The organism is Liquorilactobacillus oeni DSM 19972 (assembly GCF_001436275.1).
Classification (GTDB): domain Bacteria; phylum Bacillota; class Bacilli; order Lactobacillales; family Lactobacillaceae; genus Liquorilactobacillus; species Liquorilactobacillus oeni.
On sequence record NZ_AZEH01000039.1, the window covers coordinates 382,455 to 404,877 of the forward strand.

At 37.1% G+C, this 22,423-nt stretch carries 17 protein-coding genes; 5 read left to right on the forward strand and 12 right to left on the reverse strand.

Going from position 1 to position 22,423, the window contains the following annotated elements; translation table 11 throughout:
- Positions 1-68 precede the first annotated feature (68 nt).
- Positions 69-3,035 carry an LTA synthase family protein gene (locus FD46_RS07030; protein ID WP_057896447.1) on the forward strand — a complete coding sequence of 989 codons (2,967 nt, stop codon included), beginning with the start codon at positions 69-71 and terminating at the stop codon, positions 3,033-3,035.
- Positions 3,036-3,426: 391 nt separating this feature from the next.
- On the opposite strand, the gene FD46_RS07035 is transcribed toward FD46_RS07030, so the two are convergent.
- From FD46_RS07035 to FD46_RS07045, 3 genes are all read right to left on the reverse strand, one after another.
- A complete protein-coding gene (locus FD46_RS07035; RefSeq protein WP_057896448.1) occupies positions 3,427-4,191 on the reverse strand; it encodes an NAD(P)H-dependent oxidoreductase in 765 nt (254 codons plus the stop codon).
- 160 nt (positions 4,192-4,351) lie between these two features.
- Positions 4,352-4,921 carry a GNAT family N-acetyltransferase gene (locus FD46_RS07040; protein ID WP_057896449.1) on the reverse strand — a complete coding sequence of 190 codons (570 nt, stop codon included), beginning with the start codon at positions 4,919-4,921 and terminating at the stop codon, positions 4,352-4,354.
- A gap of 199 nt (positions 4,922-5,120) precedes the next feature.
- The gene (locus FD46_RS07045) at positions 5,121-6,014 is read right to left on the reverse strand and encodes an NADP-dependent oxidoreductase (RefSeq protein WP_057896450.1); all 894 of its coding nucleotides are present in this window, start codon (positions 6,012-6,014) and stop codon (positions 5,121-5,123) included.
- 193 nt (positions 6,015-6,207) lie between these two features.
- Here FD46_RS07045 and FD46_RS07050 point away from each other — a divergent pair, with 193 nt between their 5' ends.
- Positions 6,208-6,960 carry an EAL domain-containing protein gene (locus FD46_RS07050; RefSeq protein WP_268872852.1) on the forward strand — a complete coding sequence of 251 codons (753 nt, stop codon included), beginning with the start codon at positions 6,208-6,210 and terminating at the stop codon, positions 6,958-6,960.
- A gap of 490 nt (positions 6,961-7,450) precedes the next feature.
- Here FD46_RS07050 and FD46_RS07055 read toward each other — a convergent pair whose 3' ends face one another.
- The 7 genes from FD46_RS07055 to FD46_RS07085 all read right to left on the reverse strand — a co-directional run bounded on the left by FD46_RS07055 (position 7,451) and on the right by FD46_RS07085 (position 16,015).
- The gene (locus tag FD46_RS07055; RefSeq protein WP_057896452.1) at positions 7,451-8,386 is read right to left on the reverse strand and encodes an NAD(P)-dependent oxidoreductase; all 936 of its coding nucleotides are present in this window, start codon (positions 8,384-8,386) and stop codon (positions 7,451-7,453) included.
- Between the two features lie 57 nt (positions 8,387-8,443).
- Positions 8,444-9,469, reverse strand: coding sequence for a zinc-binding alcohol dehydrogenase family protein (locus FD46_RS07060; protein WP_187329025.1), 1,026 nt, complete (start codon positions 9,467-9,469; stop codon positions 8,444-8,446).
- An 82-nt stretch (positions 9,470-9,551) separates the two neighbouring features.
- Positions 9,552-10,652 carry an acyltransferase family protein gene (locus FD46_RS07065; RefSeq protein ID WP_057896453.1) on the reverse strand — a complete coding sequence of 367 codons (1,101 nt, stop codon included), beginning with the start codon at positions 10,650-10,652 and terminating at the stop codon, positions 9,552-9,554.
- Between the two features lie 18 nt (positions 10,653-10,670).
- Positions 10,671-11,930, reverse strand: a complete 1,260-nt coding sequence (codA, locus tag FD46_RS07070; RefSeq protein ID WP_057896454.1) for a cytosine deaminase — start codon at positions 11,928-11,930, stop codon at positions 10,671-10,673.
- Positions 11,920-13,293, reverse strand: coding sequence for a cytosine permease (locus FD46_RS07075; protein ID WP_057896455.1), 1,374 nt, complete (start codon positions 13,291-13,293; stop codon positions 11,920-11,922). The genes codA and FD46_RS07075 overlap by 11 nt, the downstream gene beginning before the upstream one ends.
- Before the next feature lie 359 nt (positions 13,294-13,652).
- Positions 13,653-15,065: an amino acid permease gene (locus FD46_RS07080; protein WP_057896456.1), complete on the reverse strand. Its 1,413-nt coding sequence runs from the start codon at positions 15,063-15,065 to the stop codon at positions 13,653-13,655.
- Positions 15,066-15,469: 404 nt separating this feature from the next.
- Positions 15,470-16,015, reverse strand: coding sequence for a phosphatidylglycerophosphatase A family protein (locus tag FD46_RS07085; protein ID WP_235805598.1), 546 nt, complete (start codon positions 16,013-16,015; stop codon positions 15,470-15,472).
- Positions 16,016-16,269: 254 nt separating this feature from the next.
- Between FD46_RS07085 and FD46_RS07090 the strand changes: the two genes are divergently transcribed.
- The gene (locus FD46_RS07090; protein ID WP_057896458.1) at positions 16,270-16,467 is read left to right on the forward strand and encodes a DUF1659 domain-containing protein; all 198 of its coding nucleotides are present in this window, start codon (positions 16,270-16,272) and stop codon (positions 16,465-16,467) included.
- A 29-nt stretch (positions 16,468-16,496) separates the two neighbouring features.
- On the forward strand, positions 16,497-16,727 hold the full coding sequence (locus tag FD46_RS07095; RefSeq protein WP_057896459.1) for a DUF2922 domain-containing protein: 231 nt from the start codon (positions 16,497-16,499) through the stop codon (positions 16,725-16,727).
- A 259-nt stretch (positions 16,728-16,986) separates the two neighbouring features.
- Here FD46_RS07095 and FD46_RS07100 read toward each other — a convergent pair whose 3' ends face one another.
- Positions 16,987-18,171, reverse strand: coding sequence for a GGDEF domain-containing protein (locus FD46_RS07100; protein WP_057896460.1), 1,185 nt, complete (start codon positions 18,169-18,171; stop codon positions 16,987-16,989).
- A gap of 513 nt (positions 18,172-18,684) precedes the next feature.
- Between FD46_RS07100 and FD46_RS07105 the strand changes: the two genes are divergently transcribed.
- Entirely contained in the window at positions 18,685-20,241 is a 1,557-nt protein-coding gene (locus FD46_RS07105; RefSeq protein ID WP_057896461.1) for an MFS transporter, read from the forward strand.
- Between the two features lie 206 nt (positions 20,242-20,447).
- Here the strand turns inward: FD46_RS07105 and FD46_RS07110 are convergent, their stop codons facing one another.
- On the reverse strand, positions 20,448-22,409 hold the full coding sequence (locus FD46_RS07110; protein ID WP_057896462.1) for a glucose PTS transporter subunit IIA: 1,962 nt from the start codon (positions 22,407-22,409) through the stop codon (positions 20,448-20,450).
- Between the last annotated feature and the right edge of the window lie 14 nt (positions 22,410-22,423).

Genomic DNA, 22,423 nt, shown 5'->3' on the forward strand with positions numbered 1-22,423 from the left:
AATTAAAAGTATTTTATTTGTGTGCTATTATTAACTGATATTAGTTTTAATTTGGAAGGTGTATCCCCTTGAAAAAAACTCCATATTCATTTGTACCAATCCTTGCATTGCTTTTATTTACAGTTAATCAGGTTTTAAGTATTGCAACGCTTCCCCCCGATATGCAGTCTCAACCATGGCGTTATTTTATTTATTGGCTGATCTTAATTGTAAGTGCTACGGGAACAAATTTGATTGCCTTATACCTGGGTTCTCGTGCAATTTTGCAAAAAGATCCTATTAAAAATCTAAGTAAAAGTGGCCTTTTTTATTTTGCCACTGGGTTAAGCGCAGTCATTCTTGCAATTTGTTTTTACAAATCCTTTTCAGCCAGCGACTTTTGGATTTTGCTTTTTCCTTTCAGCCATAATGATTTTCCTTTTGCAGTATCCATGCTGATTTGGTATTTATGCGGTTTTGCAATTGCTAAAAGAACAAATGTTTTACCTGCCGGTGCTAAAAAATCTCTTATTCTTTTGACAGTATGGCTGACAGTGATAGTTCCCATGCTCTTCAGGCATTCTATTTGGGGAATTGATTCTGGCAGCAGCTTAGTCTGGCTGGGAGCATTGTTTTTGCTTGGAAGTTTGCATAATGATAATGCTTCAACGGATTCAAAGCAAAAGAGATGGTACTATTCTAAAACAATTGCTGGTCTTATTTTCTGTATCTTTCTTGTTTTACTTTTATTAAAGTTGGAACCGATCTCACAAACATCTCCGGATTTGCAGAGTCGTTTCTTAAGCAGCACCTCGCCCTTAGCGTTGCTAATAAGCCTGCTGCTTTTTCGGCTTTTCAAGCAGTTCACATTCCCGCGTGCTTGGTTTGATCATCTTTTACCCAGTACATCGTGGATATTTTTAGTTGGTTACTTTTTTGTCAGTGCTCAAACAGTTAAGTACCATTTAAAAACAAACTTCTTTTTCCAAAGCACTCTTTCATTGACAAACTGGACATTTAAGCTTGCATTACTTGTTGGTAGTCTCTTTTTAATTTCTTTGTTACTGACATTTTTATTTGAACTTGCAACACGGCTTAAATCATGCCAAGCATTAATCAAGCATTTTGAGATTCCACATTTAAAATGTTTACTTGAATTTGAAACTTTCGTCATTCGACTGTTGAAAGAAAACTGGCGTCTGCTGCTTATTATCTTCTGGGGTACAATCCTGACCGCTATACAATTTATCTGTGTTAAAAGCGGTAATAACACCTACTCGCTGGAAATGGTGCGGCAAACACTCATATCTTCACAAAATCAGCTTCTTTTAAATGTTTTGGTGTTTGTTTGTTTCTTTTTCGCCATCTACAGTCTGATTAATCGTTTTACCTATTCACTCTTTTTAGTTACTGGTATTTCAATTTTTATCTCTATTTCTGAATACTTAAAAATCGTGCTGCGTAATGAGCCAATCCTTCCTGCAGATCTTTCAGCAATCACCTCACTTAGCGAATTAGCAAATATGATTGGCGCAGCTGCATTTTATACTATTATCGGAATCTTAATATTCTTATTAACTCTAAGTATCTTGATTACACATAGAGTTGAAAAAAAATATATTTTTGTCCATCACAGCTGGCATAAACGAATATTTGTTTTTTGCTGCTCAGCTTTATTTCTCGTCTGCACCCTTTGGTCAAATGAAAAAAATATAGTCCGCCCTGTGATTCAAAATGCTTTTTCAGTACAAAACATTTTTTGGGAAGCTACTGCTAACGCACAGACAAATGGTCCCATTATTCAATTTTTCAATGAAATGAATTCCAAAATAATGGCTAAGCCGGCTGGATATTCAAAAGCAAAAATTACAAGAATCCAACAGGAGTATACAAAAAAAGCAGCAACTTTGAATAGAAGCCGGAAAAAAAGCTTGAAAAATCAAACAGTTATTTTTGTTTTAAGCGAAAGCTACAGTAACCCTAATCGTGTTCCTAACCTGAAAGTAAGCCCCAACCCGATCCCTTATTTACTAAGCTTGAAAGATGACAATCCATCGGGTGTAATGCTTAGTACCGGATATGGCGGCGGAACCGCCAACCTTGAATGGCAGTCTCTTACCGGCTTGTCCTACAGCAATTTGTCACCGGAAATCAGCCTTCCGTATTACCAACTGGTTCCGCAGCAAAAAATTGCTCCTGCATTTACAGACATTTTCGATAATAAAATTGCAATCCATCCCTTTACGGCTACTTTCTATAATCGTATTAATGTCTTTAAAAAGTTTGGCTTCCAAAAATTTTATTACGTTGGCAGCAAAAATAAGCTAAAGTATACGGATAAAATCGACAGAAGCGGTTTCATTTCAGACCAGTCCGCCTATCAAGAAGCACTCAAGCAAGCCAAAGAACATCAAAAGGGATCTACTTTTATTCAACTGACAACTATGCAAAATCATCAGCCTTATAATAATTACTATAATGCTAAAAAGTATAAACTTTCTGGAAGTGCAATTGCTAAGGGAGACAGCAGCAAAGTGCAAACGTTTGTTCAGGGTATTCACTATACTGACTGGGCGTTGCATTCGCTTATCAATCAAATTAATCAGATCAAGCGTCCTGTCACGTTGGTCTGGTATGGTGATCATCTTCCAGGAATTTATGCAGGCGATAGTATGTCAAAATATGGTTTGCAGCTGCATGAAACCGACTACTTTATCTATTCAAATCAAGAAAATACAGCTTTAAAACGAAATGTTGCGAGTCCTTATCAATTTCCTGCACTTGCTTTAGCCGCTGGTAATAACAAAGTTACTCCTTACTATGCTCTCTTAACGGATGTCACACAAAAATTGCCGGCAATGAATACGAACCCGACTTATGATGCAAATTCCAAGGGTTCATATAACGTCTTTGTTTCTCAAGAAAATAAAATTATTAGCAAAAAGAGTCTTACCCCAAAACAGCGCAAACTATTGCATGATTATCTTTTAATTCAATATGATTTGACTGCAGGTAAACAGTATGCCGCTAAATGGGCACAACAAAAAAATAATTAACCAGTGCAGTAGTTTATCCGAACAATAATTATAGAAACGAGATACATTGATTGAATATTGAAAAGTAGCACTAGGAGCTGGGTCAAAACTTATGTTTTGGCTCAGTTTTTTAGACTCTTTTGCAATTTCATATTAACGTGTTTCATTTCATATTAACGTGTTTCAATAGTCAGCTTTTTCCGCTTAACCACAAATTACTCATAGTCAAATTCGGACTATGTTCGTAATTAGCAGTTAATACTCAAAGTCTAACGACTATTGGCACGCCCCCTATTTTTTTACTTATAGTTAAATTCAGTTTGCATTCATAATTTGCAGTTAATGTTCAAAACCTGCCGACTATTGACACACTTTTCTAGTTTTCTATACACAAACCACATTTTTTTAAGATCTAATGGCGCCGATGCTTTACAAATGTTACAAAATGCAGTAAAAAAGCCAGTAAAACAAAAAAGATCACTGTAAACGAAACATAATTAAACCAAAAATTGGTTAATGATAGAAAGGAACTGCACATCCTTTGCAGCAGCATAGTGATCAAAGACATAGCAGCAACCATAAAAAATAGTTCAACATAACGTTTCACTGTTCGATCATCTCTCCTTTTTGCATTATTTATCTTGTGCCCAATTGCTAAAAACTCTCTTTCTTTTTTTGAAGATAAAGCTGTCTTACCCCAAGTATTTGTAACAACAGCTTCAGTAACCTTGATGACACCCGCTGCACTCATTACTTTGTCAATAGTTTTGAATGTCTGATCAGTAACTCCGCTGATCAGATTCTCAAAAGCACCAGTATAGCAACATGTTAAACTAACATAATGTTTATCTTTAAACCTGTCAGGATGGCTGGCACCCGTATGATCGAAACGTACAAGACGCTGACGCAGACAATCAAACAAATTTTTCATTACGCCACTTAAAGTTCCCCAGTATGTCGGAGCAGCAAATACCCAGACATCGGTTTCCAACAATTCTTTTTCAATCTGGTCAAGTTCAGGATTAGGTACTCCCTCAATATCAGGCTTAATTACCAAGTCTTCCAAATAAATTATTTTAACAGTGTTCGGTTGTTCAACTGCCTGCAAAACGGTTTCCAGCATCTTAGCTGTCATCCCACTTCTTTTATGTGCTCCCAAAATTCCCAGTATTTTCATCCTTACACTTCCTAAATTCAAAAAATATGTAATATATTAATTCATTAATTTGCCGGAAATTCAGCCAATTATAGGCAGCTTGTACTTAACTTAATTAAAGAGAATTAATTTTCATAATAGATTCCCCCCAGTTTTAAAAACCCGGATTTAACCTTCATTCTTATAAATTTATCGGTTCAATAAACTGCGGTTTCTTCAGCGCAGAAAGCTTTGAATAAAGAACAGCATCATGAAAACCATCTTGACTTAAAAGATAGTCTTGCAAAATACAGTTAAAGGCAAAACCTGCGCGCACGGCAACTGCCTTGCTTTTTTGATTATTATTATCAGCAATCAGTTCCAAACGGTGCAAACCCAGCTCTTCAAATGCGATAGCCACTGTAGCCTCAAGTGTCTGAGTCATAATGCCTTTACCCTGAAAACGACTGCCTAGCCAATACCCTATTTGTCCATGTGCGTTTTGAACATTAATTTCATGAATATCAATACTTCCTGCCGGCACTCCATCAACACAGATTGTCATTGACCAAAGCTTACCGTCTTGGATCCTCCCCAAAGAATAAAGAATAAAAGCTTCCTCATCAGCTGCTGACAATGTTTTTTTAACCCAAGGCAGCCATTTTTGCATCTCTTGTCTACTATGTTCAATCAATTCATATAATTTTTTAGCATCAGTTAATTCAGGTACTTTCAACTCAAGAAGATTATTTATCTTATATCTTTGCTTCATTTTTATCTACCTCTGTTCCGAGACCTGTTATTTTAATAAGTTTGAAAATTTTTTAAAATTACTTACTGACTTCTTTTAAGATATACTTCCTAATATTTAAAATTTATCATAATCCGCTTTTCAATCCAACTCTTTTCATATACCTAAACAAAAAAGCACCGTCCTTAAACAGTGCCTTTAACAGCTGACAATCTTTACTTTAAAATACAAGCACCAGCTTGCCGACTACATGCTGAGCTTGCTGAAAGTACTTTAAATTTTCCAAGTTGAATGGTGCACTTGCGGCAATTTCAAGATAAAGTTCATTTTTTGCTACTTGCTGTAAAATTTTTTCCAGAATATGACCATTCGATTTAAAGAAAAATTGTTCTGCACGAGGATCATCTGAGGTAGAAACCGTTGAAATGAGTTTTCCGTCAGATTTTAACACACTTAAAGATTTTTGCAGTACTTCTCCTCCCACCGGATCAACGATTCTGTCAAACTGAGGAACGTTCTTTGTAAAGTCTTCTTTTTGATAATCAATAACTTTAATTCGTGAATCAAAATTACGTAAAAAACCGACACCCTGCCCGCTTGCAGTAGCATAAATTTCTTTTATTCCATGATGTTTGGCGAATTGTAAAACAGCAAAACCAATACTTCCAGCAGCTCCATGAATCAAAAGTTTTTGATCTTCTTTCAGATCTAGAACCTGTTCAGTCAGTTGATAAGCCGTCTGTACTCCCATTGCACAAGCAGCGGCGCTTTCATAACCGACAGCTGCCGGAATCTGTGCTAATTTTGATTGTCCTATTGCGACGTAATCTGCATAAGAACGCAGATGCGGACTTGCTGCAACCCGATCACCCACTTTAAAGCGTTCCACTTCACTGCCTACTGCAACGATTTCTCCAGCGGCAGAAGAACCGGTGATTAACGGTGTTTTCTTATCCTTTCCCATAAGCCCCAGACGAAACTTGACATCATAAGGGTCAATTGCTGTGGCGTGCTGCTTAACCAATACCTGTTTAGGTTTTATTTCTGGACGAGGAACCTCAACTTCTTCTAAAACATTAACATCACCATAATCTTTTATTTGTATAGCAAACATTATGTTCATGCCCCTTTCTTTAAAACTTGAGCGCTTAGCTTATTAACCTAATTAGTTTTCATTATAACGGTTATCTAAAATAAATTCATTTCTGAAGATTAATTTCAAAATTCTTATTTTTAAAATGAAAATAATTTACTAAAGCAATCTTAAATTATCGTTAAAAGTACCGATACTTTAGTTAAAGGGAATGATGATATTGGACAGTTATAAATTAGTAAATACAAATAAGATATTAAGTGACTTTTATTTAGCATGTCAGCCAGTCGTTAGAATTCAACATAATCTGACCATGAACGATGTTATCGACTACGAAATACTAATAAGATCAAAAATAAATGATTGCTTTCCTTACAAGGAATTCAAACTATTGACTGCTCGAGAAGAAAGCAATGCTGCATTGCTTAAATGGTTTTCATCAGAATTAACAAATGTAATAAAGAGCCATGCAGCCTCAAAGTTTGATATCAATATCGACCCCCAACAACTGGGTTTTCTTTCCACCTGGAATTTCTTTAAGAAGCTGACCGCTTTTAATAAAAACATCGCAGTTGAATTAACTGAAGCAATCCCGCTTGAATCTAACAGTATTAAAATGCAAAACAGTCTACCAACACTTTACCTGAACCGCCTGAAAAAAATGGGCTTTACAACGGTAATTGACGATATAGACAGCGGACAGAATACTTTAAAATTAATTACAGATAACCTGCATAACATTGATCGTATTAAAATTTCACTTTTAGCTTTTAAAAACTTGGACAGCCAAGTTTTATTATCCTTTTTAAAAGCTTGGCATGTACTTGCAGACCACTACGGCTTGGAACTGGTAATTGAAGGAACCAATAATTTAGAAATCGTAAAATCTTTAGTAGCAAATGATTTTCTTATTCAACAAGGCTTTTATTGGCAAAAACCGCAAATTATTACGTTAAATAATAGTTAAACAAAACTTAGTTGATTATTCACTTCTGCAGTATCCTACATCATTTAATCTTTTTATTTATACTAATTTCTGTTATTTTCATCCAACTGACCTTAATCGTATTTTTTATAACTAATCATAACGTTGACAACTATTATTAATTCTTAAAACTATTTACTCAGTATCAGTCAACTTCATCAGTCTGCAAAATCTATCCGCACACTGACAGTATTCTAACAACTGTATGTAATCTTACTGACCTATAACTGTTCTTTTTCAATCCAAATCAATTTTGAACCAGTACTATTACAGTCTTAAACAAGCACAAAAGAAGTATTCCACTAGTTGTTGGACTTCGAGCAATTAACTGCTAATTACAAACATAGGTTCAAATTAAAATTATGAGTAATTCGTGGTTAAGCGGATAAGACTGACTATTGAAACGCGTTAATATGAAATTGCAAAAGAGCCCAAAAAACAAAGCCAAAACATAAGTTCTGACCCGGCCCTTTTAATATTCTTTTCCATAATCTATTGTATTGTGCAATGGTTCTTCCGCGAAATAATGGCGGAGATTCTCAGAAAAAAGTGGATATAAGGCAGCATTAAAATGGGGTATCAAGCCTGAAATATGCGGAGTACCTACAACTTCTTGTGAATGCCATAATGACGAAGAAACCGGCAATGGTTCTTTTTCAAAGACATCAAGGTATGCACTGCGCAGATAATGATCTGCCAACAACTTTTGCAAGTCAGCAGTTACAACTGAACTTCCTCTGCCGACATTAATGAATGTATAATCAGGGGTAAATTTTTTCAATCTTTCCTTATCAAAAAAATGCCTAGTTGCTGCAGTTCCTGGGAGAATATTAATTACATAATCTGCTTTAACTTCGTTTGACTGCTCCTTAAATTGATTCATAGTAATAACTTCATCAAAAATATCCATTAACTTTTTATCGGCGCCATGACGATTAACACCTATAACTTTCATGCCAAAAAATTTACAATAACGTGCAATTTCAGTGCCAATATGACCCGTGCCAAAGATAAACACAGTTTGTTCTGTAGTCTCCAAGACTTGCGGTTCAATCCATTTTCCGGGATTTTTGATGATAGGCCTCAACCCGCGGTTTTCAATGAGAATATATGCTCCCACAGTTTCAGCGATGTAGCGTGAATGTATTCCAGAAGCTGTAGTCAAAATAATACCGCGATTTTTCAATTCCTTAAGTGGAAAGTAATCTACTCCAGCTGATTTAGCTTGAATCCAGCGTAGTTTTTTATTCTCCAGAATTGTCTGCGACAATTTGCTGTTCCAACCCAAAATTACTTCAGCATCTCGGGCAGCTTGCAGATCTGTTGAAAAAGTAACTCCTTGAAATTCTTTTTGCAGCTGTTGTAATTCTTCATTCTTAGGTTTAACCAGCAATAATACCTTTACCATCCTCATGACCCCCAGCTTTTATTAACAAAATGTGCTATACAGTTAAAATCTTAAACACTATTTGCGAATAACAATCTTCCCGATTGTCCTATTAGTTTCAATCATTTTATGTGCTTGACGTAAATTAGCGGCATTCAACGGTTCGAAGACTTTAGTTACCGTCGACTTCAAAACCCCTTCATCCAAAAGTGCAGAAATTTTCTCTAAAGTTTCATGTTGTGTAATCATATTTGAAAGCTGGTAAAAAGATTTAGTATACATCCATTCCCAAGAAAAAGTTGCACTCTTAGGCTTTAAGAGCCCCAAATCTAACGGTTGTTTGTTCCCTGTGATCGAAACAATTTTACCCTGAGGCTTGATCATTTCTGCCATTTCTTTCCAGTGACCATCAATATCATTAAGGCCTAAAATATAATCTACAGATTGATGACCAGCCTTTCTTAATTCTTCTGTCAGGTTCTTATGGTGGTTGAGAACTTCATCTGCCCCATGTTCCAATGTCCACTTAACTGTTTCCGGTCGAGACGCTGTTGCAATGACCTGCAAGCCTGCCCAATGAGCAAGCTGTGTGGCAATGGAACCCACGCCTCCTGCCCCGTTAATGATCAGGATCGTTTTTCCCTTATTTATCTGTGCATCAGGATTGATACCCAACTTTTCAAAAAGAGACTCCCAAGCCGTTAAAGATGTCAATGGCATTGCTGCACTTTGCACGATTGAAAGCTTCTGAGGCGCATGCCCAACCAGACGCTCATCTACTAGTTGGTAATCTGCGTTGCACCCGGGACGGTTAACGGCTCCAGCATAAAAGACCCGCTCTCCTCTTTTAAAAAGAGTAGCTTCTTCGCCGCAGCCTTCTACAACCCCGAGAGCATCCCAACCGATAATTCGCGGATTTTTCAGCTTTTTTGTTGCACTTTTTCGGATACTGACATCAATCGGGTTAACAGCAATTGCTTCAATCTTTACTAATAAATCATGGCCCGTTGCCTTAGGTTTCTTTGTTTCAAACTCAAAAAGACTTTTTTCGTCCGCTATCGGAAGATTCTGCAAAAAACCGATTGCTTTCATTGTTTCATCCATTCTCCTCAACACTCCTTCATTTACTTTTTTCTATTGTCGCACCGTTTTCTACTTTATTTCAACTTTGAGCTCTCGGAGGGGGTTAATTGGGATTATTACTCAACTTCTCAGCCGCTTCCTTAAACGGAAAACGCTTGTTCAAGTAAAAAGAGCGTAAAAATGGGATTCGCGGTATCAAAAGTATTGCAAAGGTCGTAAAGAATACTCGATAACCGATTGTTGCAATTGTTGCACCAAGTTCACCCCAAACAGGCACTAAAACTTGGTGAATTGCAGGACCGAATCTCACGAGCATCATTTCAAATAAATGCGCACACAAAACTATGAGAGAGAGGCGGCCATAAGCCTCAAACATCCCTATTCCAGCCATACCGAAATGTGTTGTAATCTTTTCAATAAATTTTGAAAAACGCATCAAAACAAAACTGCCCCCAACTCCGCCGAGCATTGCTGCAAAAGGACTGTCAGCGTAAGCTGTGTTCAAGTAAAAGAATCCTGAATGAACTGAAAATAACCATAAAAGAAGCCCGCCTACTACCCATAAACCGTTTTTTTCCATAAAATCATATTTTTTGATTGTAAAACCGGCGATGTAAAAAATTTGGCTGACACAAGCTGCTGGTAATGACCATGGCAAGGGAAGATGCAAAACACCACCTAAATAAAAACCTATGCAGCATTCAATGATTGAAATCAACCACAATAACATCAATTTATGTTTATACTTATGCACTATCTTAAAAGAAAGATTAAACAAAAGATCGCCAAAATACATTGATACTAAAAACCAGATAGCTCCAATTGCAGGAATCGTAAAGGCTTTGTTTGGCAGTTGCATTGGTGTTCCTAAACCGTAGAAAGCTGCTAATACCACTTGGTGTGTCTCCATACCGGTTCTGAAAATCCAATTATTTGGGTTATGAATCGCAAACCACGAAAAGAGAATAATTAAAAAACATGTCGCACTGTATGGTAATAATAAATTATGATTTACCTTGCTGAAAATTATCTTCCATCTTTTTTCTTTGAACAAATAACCCGAAAGCACAAAGAAAATCGGCACATGCACCGCAAAGATCACACGTGCTACTGGCGAATATGTAAAGCTGAATAATGTGTGCCCAGTTACAATCATCAACATTGCTAAAGCACGTGCAATGTCAATCCAACCAATCCTTTTCACCTTGAAAATCTCCCTTAACTAATTTTTGTCTTCTCTTTCCTGTTCAATAAAAAGTTCAGTATGGGCTGGTTGGGTTTGTGCTAGTATACGACCGCGACGGATACTGAAAAGAACCTCTGAATGTTTATTAAGAACACGGTAGAAGTCTGTGCCATTTAATAAGATACAGTTTGCTGGCAGCCCCACTTTAATACCATAACGTTCGCCAAGGTGTAAAGTGCGCGCTGCATTATAAGTTATATAGTTAAAAGAATGCTGCAGTTGTTCATAACCCATTAACTGTCCCGCATAAACACCCATCTGTAAGGGATCAAGCATGTTACCATTTCCCAAAGGATTCCATGGATCTTGGACATCATCCTCACCAAAAGAAACGTTGATGTGTGCTTGTGTCAATTCTTTGATCCGTGTCAATCCACGCCGTTTAGGATAGGTATCGAAACGGCCGCCAAGATGGATATTAACTAACGGATTTGCAACGAAATTCATTTGTGAAAGTTGCAGCAAACGAAAAAGTTTATAAGTATACGCGTCATTATATGAACCCATAGCTGTAGTATGACTGGCAGTTACTCTTTCTTTTAAGCCGCTTTCATAAGCCAAAGTTGCAAGTACTTCTAGGTTACGAGTACCAGGATCATCAATCTCATCACAGTGAACATCAACTAGAACTGCGTATTTTTCCGCTAGTTCAATCAAATATTTTAAAGAGTCAGCCCCATAAAAACGGTTGAATTCATAATGCGGGATCCCCCCGACAACATCTGCACCTTCTTTAAGTGCTTGTTCTAACAGCTCTTTGCCCTGCGGGAAAGAAAGGATTCCTTCTTGTGGAAAAGCAACCAGCTGAAGGTCCACTGCATCTTTTAATTCTTCACGAAGTTCTAATAAAGCCTGCAAAGCAATTAAATGCGGATCTGTAGTATCCACATGGCTCCGAACATACTGTATTCCAAACTTAAGCTGTTGTAAAATTGTTTTTTTGGCACGCTCCTTTACGTCCTGAATAGTCAGATCTTTTTTACGTTCTGACCAGATCCGAATGCCGTCAAACAATGTTCCGGATTGATTCCATTCAGGCTGTCCTGCTGTTAGCGTTGCATCCAAGTGAATGTGCGAGTCTATAAAAGGCGGCAGCAATAAATTTTCATGTCCTTCAAGTACCTTTTCTCCTTCTTGCGGTTTTAATCTAGCAGAAATTTCTGCAAACTTTCCATCTTTAATCCTTACGCTTTGAACTTCTTTATGGTTGTTAATATGCACATTTCTAATTAACATTTTGTCTCTTCTTTCTTTCGCCAATTCCCATTAAAAAATAATAAATAATTCCACTGATTAGCATATCAATAAAAGTTACGCCGATTGTAGTATTAAGAACCTCAAGCTGCCGCAGCAGGAAGAACAACGCTGCTCCCAAAATCCACGAGAAAATTGCAACCCAATTAATTCCATGAGAATACCAGTAGCGGCCATTCTTAACTGTGAGATCAGAAACTCGATAGCTTTTCTTATTGCGCAGATAAAAATCAACAATAATTATGCTGATGATCGGTCCTAATACCATGCCAATATAATCAAGGAAGGCAATAAAAGCCGTCAAAAAGCTGCCTAAAATCATCGGAATAAAAGTTACAAGTGTCGATAAAATCGCCACAATCCATAATGAAGTCTTAAGGCTTAGTTTTGGAAAAACATTTGAGAGTGCCGAACCGGCAGCCAATAAGTTAACAGCGTTAGCTGTCATACTGGTTAAAATAATTACAATCAAAGCAAGCAGGCCCAAACCAAGCTTACTTGCAATAGTGCTCGGATCAGAATTATTTGGATCGTATACGCCCGAAGCAATTGCAATGCTGATTGTAGCAATCAGACCAATGAACGCAAACCACAAAACTCCAAACAAAGCACCTAAAAACGGCATAATCGTTGCAGAAGATTTTTTTGCAGTAAAACGTGTAAAATCGGCTCCTGCAGTTACCCAAGCCAAGTTAAAAGCTGCTACTGTATCGACTGCCACGCCGCTGTTCATTTTTAAGTGAGCAGGTACCTGCCACGCCGTTATTTGATGAAGTGAAACCGTACGGAAAACCACAATCGATTCCCATAGAACAAAAATAAAAACAAGTATGATTCCTATTCGTTCAATTAATTGTATGGAACGCGAACCGCTGGAGATACTGATAATATGTAGGATACTCATTACAATAATTCCAACAACCATTCCTTTAACTCCACCTGCATGACCATAAAGCGGCCAACCTAAAAGATCATGCAGCAGATAACTGACAGAAGTCGCAGCAATAAAAGTGTTGACAGCAGTCCAACCGATAAACTGGGTGAAATTAATCAAGGAAGGCAAGTAGCTGCCTCGTATCCCAAAAGATGCACGGCTGATTCCCATTGTTGAGACACCTGTTTTGTAACCGATAAAACCGACTAATGATAGAAAAACATATGATAAAGTCGATGAAAAAAGCAATACCTTTAAAGCTAGCACAAAACCGCACGCTGCGAGTACTCCTCCAATATACCAAGTACCGTTGTTAGCATTCGCTCCAACCCAAGTTGCAAACATATCCCAAGACGATGTTCTTCGTTGTTTCATTGGAATACTAAGGGTTGTCTCTTTGTCACGTTTCATTGCATTAGCCCTCCTCAAATTTTTATAATTTATATTATATTATATTTTTTACCCTGCTAATATATGATCTATTAATTTCTTGCTTTTTTATTAGGAACACACATAAAAAGTATTTTAAATAATAAAACCTGTCCGAAAAATAACTATACTATTAGGCAGTAATATTTTACTGCTGAAAATGAAGGTACTACTAATGCAGAACTGGATTGAAACCGAAAGTGTTTTTCTATGTCGATTTTAGTATTTTATTTTAAAAAGCAAATATAAACTGATGTTTTTATTTTCTTTCGCTTACTTCAAAACAAAAAACGAGGCCGCACCATAATCTGGCATAACCTCGTTTTATAACATCAATTATTTTAGTCGTTCATCAATGAATGCTTTTTCCCATAAAGGAAATAGACGACCATTCCAATAAGGAACCAAACCAAGAAACGAACCCAAGTCTCCCAGTTCAAACCAGCAATTAATACAATACAGAAGACGATTGAAATAATAGGAGTAACTGGAACACCAGGTGCTTTAAAACCACGATGCAGCTCTGGATGTGATTTTCTCATCCAAAGTATCCCTGCAGACACCAGAATAAAGGCTGTCAATGTACCAATGTTAACCAGTTCAGCTAAAATATTCAGGTTAATAAAACCACCGGCAATAGCTGTCACAACTCCAAAAAACCAAGTTCCCTTAAACGGTGTAAGGTACCGTTCATGTACTTCTCCAAAGAATTTGGGAAAGAGACCATCACGTGACATTGAATAAGTGATCCGTGATTGACCATACAATTGTACAAGGATTACGGTAGTCATTCCTAAAATTGCACCGATGCTGACAATGACTGACAACCATGTCTGTCCTGTTTCATGTAAAACAGCAAGAATAGGTGCATTCAGAAACTTTGCAAAGACTGTATACTTAACAACACCGGTCATAATCAAAGTCATAATAATATACAAAACTGTTGAAATCAGCAGTGAAAGCAGAATCCCGCGTGGTAACGTTTTGCTGGGATTGACCGTTTCTTCAGCACTGGAAGCAACAGAATCAAATCCAATGAAAGAAAAGAAGACAATCGAAGCGGCAGGAATAATACCAGCTGCAGTTCCATGATTAAATGAATAAAGACCAAATGGAGAAAAAGGAACCCAGTTATGTGGCTTAATAAACCATACTGTACAAACAATGAAAAGAACAATAACTGCCAGCTTAATAACTACCATCGTATCATTCACACGCTTTGTTTGATTAATACCTACAGAAATGATCCAAGTAATTACTAAAACAATTAAGAATGCGGGTAAGTTAAAGATAGTGTGAACCCCAGCTGTAGTTCCCGCAGCTGCCGTTAGCACAGTCGGTATATGAATACCCATATTTGTCAACAAGTTAACAAAGTAACCGGACCACCCGACCGATACGGTTGCCGCGCCTAATGCATATTCCAAAATTAAATCCCAGCCAATAATAAACGCAATTATTTCTCCAAATGCAAGATATGAATAAGTATAAGCTGAGCCAGCTACTGGTGCAATTGATGCAAACTCTGCATAACACAGACCTGCAAACCCGCAACAGATAGCTGCAATTAAAAATGATAAGGATAATGCTGGACCGGCAGTTAACGCTCCCTTGCCTGTTAAAACAAAAATCCCAGTACCGATAATTGCGCCGATTCCCAAAAATGTTAAATCCACTGTATGTAAAGTTCGGCGCAACGGTGTTGCATGCGCAGTTAATTCTTCCACGCTTTTCTTTCTAAAAATGTCGCTCATTGTAACATCACCCTCCATCGATGTGCTCATAATTCTATAATCATTTTTTAACCAAGTCAAATAATAAGAAATTTTAAAGTTACCTTTTATCACATAACTTTTCGTTAAAACCAGGTAAAACTTCTTTTTCTAAACAAAAAATAACAATTACACGATGTTTATTTTTTGAAAGCGTCAAGCAATTTTCAAAAATAAGAACTTACTAAATGTCATGAAATGTAAATTCAAGGTTTCATCTTTAAAATTAATTTATTCACCTAAAATGAAAAAGAGTGTGCCAATAGCCGCTAGACTTTAAATAAAAAAGTCTGACTATTGAAACACATTAATTCGCATACTGCAGATTAAAACAAGAGGCTGGGTCAAAATATAACTTCTGACCCATCCTCTTTTCTTTTAGCTTCTTATTGAATTTCTTCTTCACCAGACATTTTCAATGGACGTCCATGCCCAAATCTTCCAACTACTCCGGAAACCAACGCTAAGAATAAGTCATCTGCAAAAGTGTTGACCCGATTATGTTTCGTATCTGTATCCAAATTTTTTGCCCAACCGACTTTCACTTTATCACCATAACCAAAATTAGTATTGCCTAGTGAACCATATAACTGTGAGACTGCGATAGCAAGCGTTTCATCCACTCCAAACTGGCCTAGGTCATTCTCAACAATCTGCTGGTACGGCTCCGGCAGTTTTTTTTCAGTAGCCAGATTATCCAAAACAAAACCAGTGGCAAGCAAATTTAAGACCTCACGTTTTTTCAAGACTTTAGGAAGCTCCTTACCAAAGTCTTCTGGTTTTAAATTAGGAAAGTATTGGTGTTGCAGTTCGTATACTGCTTCACCAACTGTTTTTTTATTAATATTACGTTTTTTCATTTCTTTCAAGACAAAATTATATAACTCTTGATCCGGATATTCCATGTTTCTAGTTGCTACCAATTCTTTCACCTCATCTACTGCTAATTATAACTTTTTTTGACTTTTAATACGAAATGTAGAAATTATTTAAAAAATATCAACCTAAAGAGATAGTATTTCAAGGTTAACACGATTGCACATTAAAATAAACGGATATTATTTTAGATAGTATAAAATTTAATGCTTACCGGTATATTTTTTTGTTAACACTTTCTGCTTTCCCTACGTCTATATATGTGTAAGCAGCTGCAGCACTTACAAAAAATAAAAAGGAGCGATAACAGATGGCTAAAACATGGATCAAATCAAGCATTGGAGCAGTAACTATTGAAGAAGACGGAAACGAACGTAAGAGAACTTTCAACAATGTTAAAGCAGATGTATCCGATGAGAACATTGCGGCTTTTGGAGATATCCTCGCCACTCTGACCGGTTTGCCTACCAGCCAGATCAATCTTACCAGTGTCAATAATGTCGGCTAGCCAGTATATCAATAAAAGGAGGAAAATAAATGAAACAATTGGATCTCGTATTTAACGTAGCAGGCAGCAAAACAAAAAGTCACTTTCGCCTGCAGTATGCCAACACAGCATTGGATAAAGCTGCAGTACAAAAAGCAATGGATGACATTGCAGCCCTTTCAATCTTTGTAAATAAAGAAGGTGCCCCTCTTTACGATACCCCAGTCTCGGCAAAGTATGTTGAATCTGTAGAAACACCGATTATTGAAGAAGCTGAATAAAGTATAAAAAACAAAAAGAATTATTTATTAAAAATAATAACATGGAAACTGTAAGATAGCACAGCGAGGCTGGATCAAAAGTTAACTTTTGATCCAGCCTCGCTGTTTTAACATTAAATTATCAATGTATTTTGATTACCAGACTTTTTTGCCTGATCGCAAAATTACCCATAGCCAAATTCAGAATATGTTCGTAATTTGCAATTAATACTCAAAGTCTACCGACTATTGACACACACTCTTTAATTTTGATATGACTTTACTTGCCATAACTTTCTTTAGGCATAAAATCATTTCGAAGTGCTTTTGAGCTAACTACTAAGCTATGCTGACTTCGCTTAACTACTCGCTTTTTCCCGCTGCTCTTAGCAGCATACAACGCTTCATCAGCAAATTTAACAGCGAGCCTGATACTCGTTGTTTCTCTTGCATCAGTTATTCCGCCTGAAAATGTAATTTCAAAGTGTTGGCCATCTTCAGTTACAAAATCATGCGTACTAAATTCTTTTTTAAAAAGTTCGATGCGACAAAACACGTCATCAATTTCCATATTTTCAATTAAAACTAAAAACTCTTCACCGCCAAAACGAAACAGTTTAACTCGTTTATTCGTTTCTTTTTGAACATATCTGCGCCACGCCTTAAGCTCATCTGCAAAATATTTTAAAACTGCATTACCTTCCGTATGTCCGTACGTATCATTAATAATTTTAAAATCGTCAATATCCAACATCAAAATTATATAAGCAAGATCACTCTTTTCTTCAATTCTATCAAGTTCACGGCGAAATTGACGATAGTTTCTCAAACCTGTGAGCTTATCATGGGACTCTTCATATACAAGCTGTTTGATTTTTTGTCTTTTAATGTCAAATTCATGGAAAAAAAGAAACGTTAAAGCAAATATCAAACAGCTTCCAAAAACAACTGCCCAGGTAACATCGCCATAATAAAAATGTACCAGACTTCCTTGATCAATTTTGTCTAAGGGCTCAATTGAAGTAATGTTGGCAAAAAAAAGAATAAAAAAATACTGAAATAGATCTTGAATAGTAGTTCGCCTGACAATAATCCTCATGCCTGCAATAATAAAGACAACACTGATGACTGCAATGTAAAGCGACCAGATATTGGCTTGGCCAATAAAAAGCAAGTAAAGATTGACTAACATTGGCGTTGTTAATACCATTGCTCCTGCATACTTTCTTGAGAGCATAAATGCAGAAACTCCTAAACTATATTGAAAACAAATGGTTCCTGTCATTCGATCCGAAATAAAAATCAGTAAAAATTCTTGTACGATATAGATGATAAAGATAATCACAACTTTAACTTTTTTACCGGCTTTCAGCAAAAACTCGCTTTCACTATAAACATACATCTCATAAATAAAACCCGCGACTAAAAGCGGAATCAGAGTACTTAAAGAAAAGATCCGGTTCATTTTATTCTCCTTGGTATAGTTAAACAAAAATTCTAATGATGCTGATAAACAATCTAGTAATCATATACAAAAAACTGCTATAAAATATATATTAAAAAATGAATATTTATTAATAGCAGGCACAAAAAAACTTTTCTCCCAAATGTAATGTCTCTTAGTAGCATTATTAGGCGGAAAATTAAGTAACTTTGTCAGTGACAGCCTCTAATGTTGCTAAAAGTATATCATTTATTAATTCTTATATCTACATTTTATTTAATAGTTTTATATTTAGTTATAATCAAAAAAATTATTAATTTATTTTATTTTTTTTCAGAAGAGATTCCCTGCATAATTTTTAAAAAAGTTATGCTATAATTAATATTCCTTACTGATTAAGCGCATAGCTGCTAATTTAGCTGTTTATTTTGCTTATGTTGCAGAAAAATAATGGTGCTAAAAATTTATTTAAGCAAGCCTCAGTCGCTATAATTCGTTTAGAGCAAAGAATAAACTTATAGGAGTATATTTACAATGACTGAACAAAAGAACACTAAACAATGGGTCGCCCTTATTGCTATGGGATTGGGTGTCTTCATGGGATTGTTAGATATTACCGTAGTGAATGTTGCATTGCCCACAATGGCTCGCGGCTTTAATACTACTTTTACAAATTTACAGTGGGTGCTGAACTCATACACTCTGGTTTATGCAGTGACTTTGATGATTATGTCTAAATTAGGTGATATGTACGGACGCAAAAAAATCTTTTTAGGTTCACTGCTCCTTTTTACGGTTGCTTCAGCAATTAATGGGATGGCTCCAACTTTATTAATTCTTGACATCAGCCGCGGAATCCAAGCAATCGGCGGAGCTGGTACAATGTCTTTATCAATGGCTCTTGTTGCTTCTAACTTTGAAGGAAAAAAACGCGGCTTAGCTTTAGGTATTCTTGGTTCAATTATCGGAGTTTCTTCCGCCTCCGGACCATTAATCGGCGGCTATTTGGTTGAACACTTTGGGTGGCCTGCTATTTTCTATGTTAATGTTCCATTTGGAATCTTAGCTGTTGTACTTACTATTAAATATGTTCAAGAAACGCCTAGTTATGGTAAGAATCAGCGCCTTGATCTTGTTGGGATGTTTCTTTCTGCAATTGGTTTGTTTGCAATTATCTATGCTTTGATTGTTAAAGAAAGCCATCCCGCCTTATCATGGCTGAATCCGAATATCAGCGGATTTTTAGGAGCAGGCATCATTATTTTAATTGTCTTTGTTATTGTCGAAAAACATGTTAAAGACCCAATGATGGACGTTAATATGTTTAAAAAACCGCATTTTCTTGGTACCATCGCTGTCGCTTTTACCTTAGGATCCGGTATTTATGCCTATAACACATTTTTAACAGTTTTAATGCAGAACTACATCGGTTATTCAGCTGTTCAAACCGGAATACGGCAACTGACAATCAGCGCTTGGGCACTTATTTTAGGCCCGCTTACCGGAATTTTAAGTGCGCGTTATTCAAAAAAATGGATGATTGCTATCAGTCTTTTGGTTGGCGGCCTCGGCTTCTTCCTCATGGCTAAAAGTATCAGTCCAACTGTCAGTTTTACAGATCTGTGGCCTGGAATGGTATTGATGGGAATTGCTAACGGTATGGTAAATCCGCTGCTTAATACAGCTGGAATGGAAAATGCTTTACCACGTGAAATGGGAATGGTCTCCGGTTTGCTTAATGTCTTTAGACAATTAGGAACAACAGTTGGGATTGTCGGCTTAGGGCTCATTCAGAATATAAGGTACGAAAATTACCTGAACAAGTCTCTGCATCAAGTTCAAATGCCGGATTCAGCTTTGAAAGGAATCAAAAAAGCATTGATAAATGCCGGTGCCTTTTCAGGACATTCAATTGCTTTTTCCACACGCATGGAAAAAGCGCCCTTTGCTAAAGATCTTCAACGAGTTGTTATTGATGCTTATAATAATGGCATGATGGCAGTTGCAATCAGTTCATGTATTATAGTAGTACTTGGTGCTGTCGCAGCAGCATCTTTAATGAGGAATCGTAAGAATCCAAGAAAAGACTGATTATTGAAACACGTTGATATAAAACTGCAAAAGAGCCCAAAAAAGCTGAGCCAAAATATAAGTTTTGGTCCAGCTTTTTTTAATATTTAATTATTAATTAAATGGAATTTACGTAGTTTTTCTTGTAATAAATTATTCGTACCTACTCTTACAGTTCATTTAAGACCAATATCTATTTGCGGATTCATCTTAACCCGCATATCTTTTTACCTAGTAATTACTTCTGCAACTTCGTCTTTTGCATTAACACTTTGATTAGAACTAACTTTTAAGATCAAGCGTTTTACGGCATCCATATTAGTAACAACGACCATTGTCTCTGTCGACTTATTCATCTGCTCGACTGCACTCCAATCTACAACAGCCACTAAGATGCCTGCTGAAACATGCTGACCTTCTCTTACACGGATGTCAAACGGCGTCCCTTTAAGAGAAACTGTATCTATACCGAGGTGAATTAAAATCTCAAACCCATCGTCTGAAGTAATACCCAGTGCATGCTTTGTAGGAAAGATTGAAGAAACTGTCCCGGAAACAGGAGCGTAAATTTTGTTTGATGCCGGAACAATTACATAACCGTCCCCTAATTTCTTGCTAGCAAAAGCTTTATCTGATGCATACTCAACTCCTTGAATTTTTCCATCCGTTAAAGCTGTCAAGGTCTCTTTTACGTTTTCCTTAACTTGCGGTTCAATCGCGGCATCTTTAAATTCATCAGCCAATTGTTTTTGCTGCGCCAGCCTATCTTTTGGAATTCCCCAGAAGTAAGTGATTATAAAACCGCCAAGATAAGCTGCAAGCAAACCAAGGACATATGCCCACCAATAACCATTAGCAATTAATGGAATCAGCGGCAAACCAGATGGACCAATTGCGATGGCACCAACATGGCCAATCCACCCAATCACGGCACCCCCAATTCCGCCACCGAGACATGCAGTAATAAAGGGTCGGCCAAGCGGTAAAGTTACTCCATAAATCAATGGTTCACCGATCCCCAAAATTCCAACCGGCAGTGCTCCTTTAATCATTTCCGTCATTTCTTTATCACGGCGCAGCCGAACCCACAGTGCAAAAGCAGCGCCGACCTGACCGCCGCCCGCCATTGCTAAAATCGGTAATAATGGGGTATAACCTAATTGTTGAATCATTTGCACATGGATTGGCGTTAAAATTTGATGCAGTCCCAGCATAACCATCGGTAAAAAAGCAGCACCAAGAACAAAGCCGGAGAAAGCCCCGCCTACATTTAATACCCACTTTAGACTGCCGACCAATCCGTCTGAAACAAATCCAGCTAGTGGCATAATCAAGAAAATTTCCGCCAAGCCAAGAACAAGCAACGCGATCATCGGAGTAATAATGATGTCAATTGAATCCGGAATAATTTTATGTAATTTTTTTTCAAGCACTGATAACATCCAAACTGCAAAAATTACACCGATAATTCCGCCTTGTCCAGCAACAAGTGCTTGACCAGTAAAGAGGTTTTTAATAGGTGCATCCGGAGTCATTCCGGTCAAAAGAGTTACAGCTCCTGTAACACCACCAAGTGTAGGAGTTGCTCCCCATACACGCGCAGCATTGATTCCGGTATAAATTACCAGATAAGTGAACATCCCGTTTTTAATAACATTCAAAACAAGTACAATTTGTGTCCATTCTGTACCGCTAATTGTTTTTGAAGTCAGCAAATTAGATAAAATTGCAGCAATACCGGCAATTAGTCCTGAACCGACGAATGCTGGAATCATTGGGACGAAAATATTTGAAATATCCTTCAAGATTGTTTTGAACTTCGAGGGCTTCTGTTTTGCCTTAGTCTGTTCTTTGATGCGCGCTGCTTTTTCTGCCACAGCTTTTTTGCCGCTAAAACCTGCATTATCCGGCAGCTGTTCTCCAAGTTTTGTCCCGGACATCTTTGCCATTTCAGCTGCTACTTTATTAACTTTGCCCGGTCCAATTACTACCTGCAGTTCTTCATCGTGAACTACTCCCAGCACACCAGGGATTTTCTTTAATGCTGCAGTATCTACCAGACTGTCATCCTTGATATTCAAACGTACACGTGTCATGCAGTTATTAAAAGTAAGCACGTTTTCCAGCCCACCAGCATTTTTATAAATTTCCTCAGCAATCTTTGCTGCATCGAACTTGTTACTAGCCATTGCAGGTTCCCCCA

What these genes read in the sequence shown, in the direction of transcription:
- FD46_RS07035 (WP_057896448.1), bottom strand. Translation starts at nt 4,191, where the DNA reads ATGAAAATACTGGGAATTTTGGGAGCACATAAAAGAAGTGGGATGACA.
- FD46_RS07040 (WP_057896449.1), bottom strand. Translation starts at nt 4,921, where the DNA reads ATGAAGCAAAGATATAAGATAAATAATCTTCTTGAGTTGAAAGTACCT.
- FD46_RS07045 (WP_057896450.1), bottom strand. Translation starts at nt 6,014, where the DNA reads ATGTTTGCTATACAAATAAAAGATTATGGTGATGTTAATGTTTTAGAA.
- FD46_RS07050 (WP_268872852.1), top strand. Translation starts at nt 6,208, where the DNA reads ATGATATTGGACAGTTATAAATTAGTAAATACAAATAAGATATTAAGT.
- FD46_RS07055 (WP_057896452.1), bottom strand. Translation starts at nt 8,386, where the DNA reads ATGGTAAAGGTATTATTGCTGGTTAAACCTAAGAATGAAGAATTACAA.
- FD46_RS07060 (WP_187329025.1), bottom strand. Translation starts at nt 9,469, where the DNA reads ATGGATGAAACAATGAAAGCAATCGGTTTTTTGCAGAATCTTCCGATA.
- codA (WP_057896454.1), bottom strand. Translation starts at nt 11,930, where the DNA reads ATGTTAATTAGAAATGTGCATATTAACAACCATAAAGAAGTTCAAAGC.
- FD46_RS07075 (WP_057896455.1), bottom strand. Translation starts at nt 13,293, where the DNA reads ATGAAACGTGACAAAGAGACAACCCTTAGTATTCCAATGAAACAACGA.
- FD46_RS07080 (WP_057896456.1), bottom strand. Translation starts at nt 15,065, where the DNA reads ATGAGCGACATTTTTAGAAAGAAAAGCGTGGAAGAATTAACTGCGCAT.
- FD46_RS07090 (WP_057896458.1), top strand. Translation starts at nt 16,270, where the DNA reads ATGGCTAAAACATGGATCAAATCAAGCATTGGAGCAGTAACTATTGAA.
- FD46_RS07095 (WP_057896459.1), top strand. Translation starts at nt 16,497, where the DNA reads ATGAAACAATTGGATCTCGTATTTAACGTAGCAGGCAGCAAAACAAAA.
- FD46_RS07100 (WP_057896460.1), bottom strand. Translation starts at nt 18,171, where the DNA reads ATGAACCGGATCTTTTCTTTAAGTACTCTGATTCCGCTTTTAGTCGCG.
- FD46_RS07105 (WP_057896461.1), top strand. Translation starts at nt 18,685, where the DNA reads ATGACTGAACAAAAGAACACTAAACAATGGGTCGCCCTTATTGCTATG.
- FD46_RS07110 (WP_057896462.1), bottom strand. Translation starts at nt 22,409, where the DNA reads ATGGCTAGTAACAAGTTCGATGCAGCAAAGATTGCTGAGGAAATTTAT.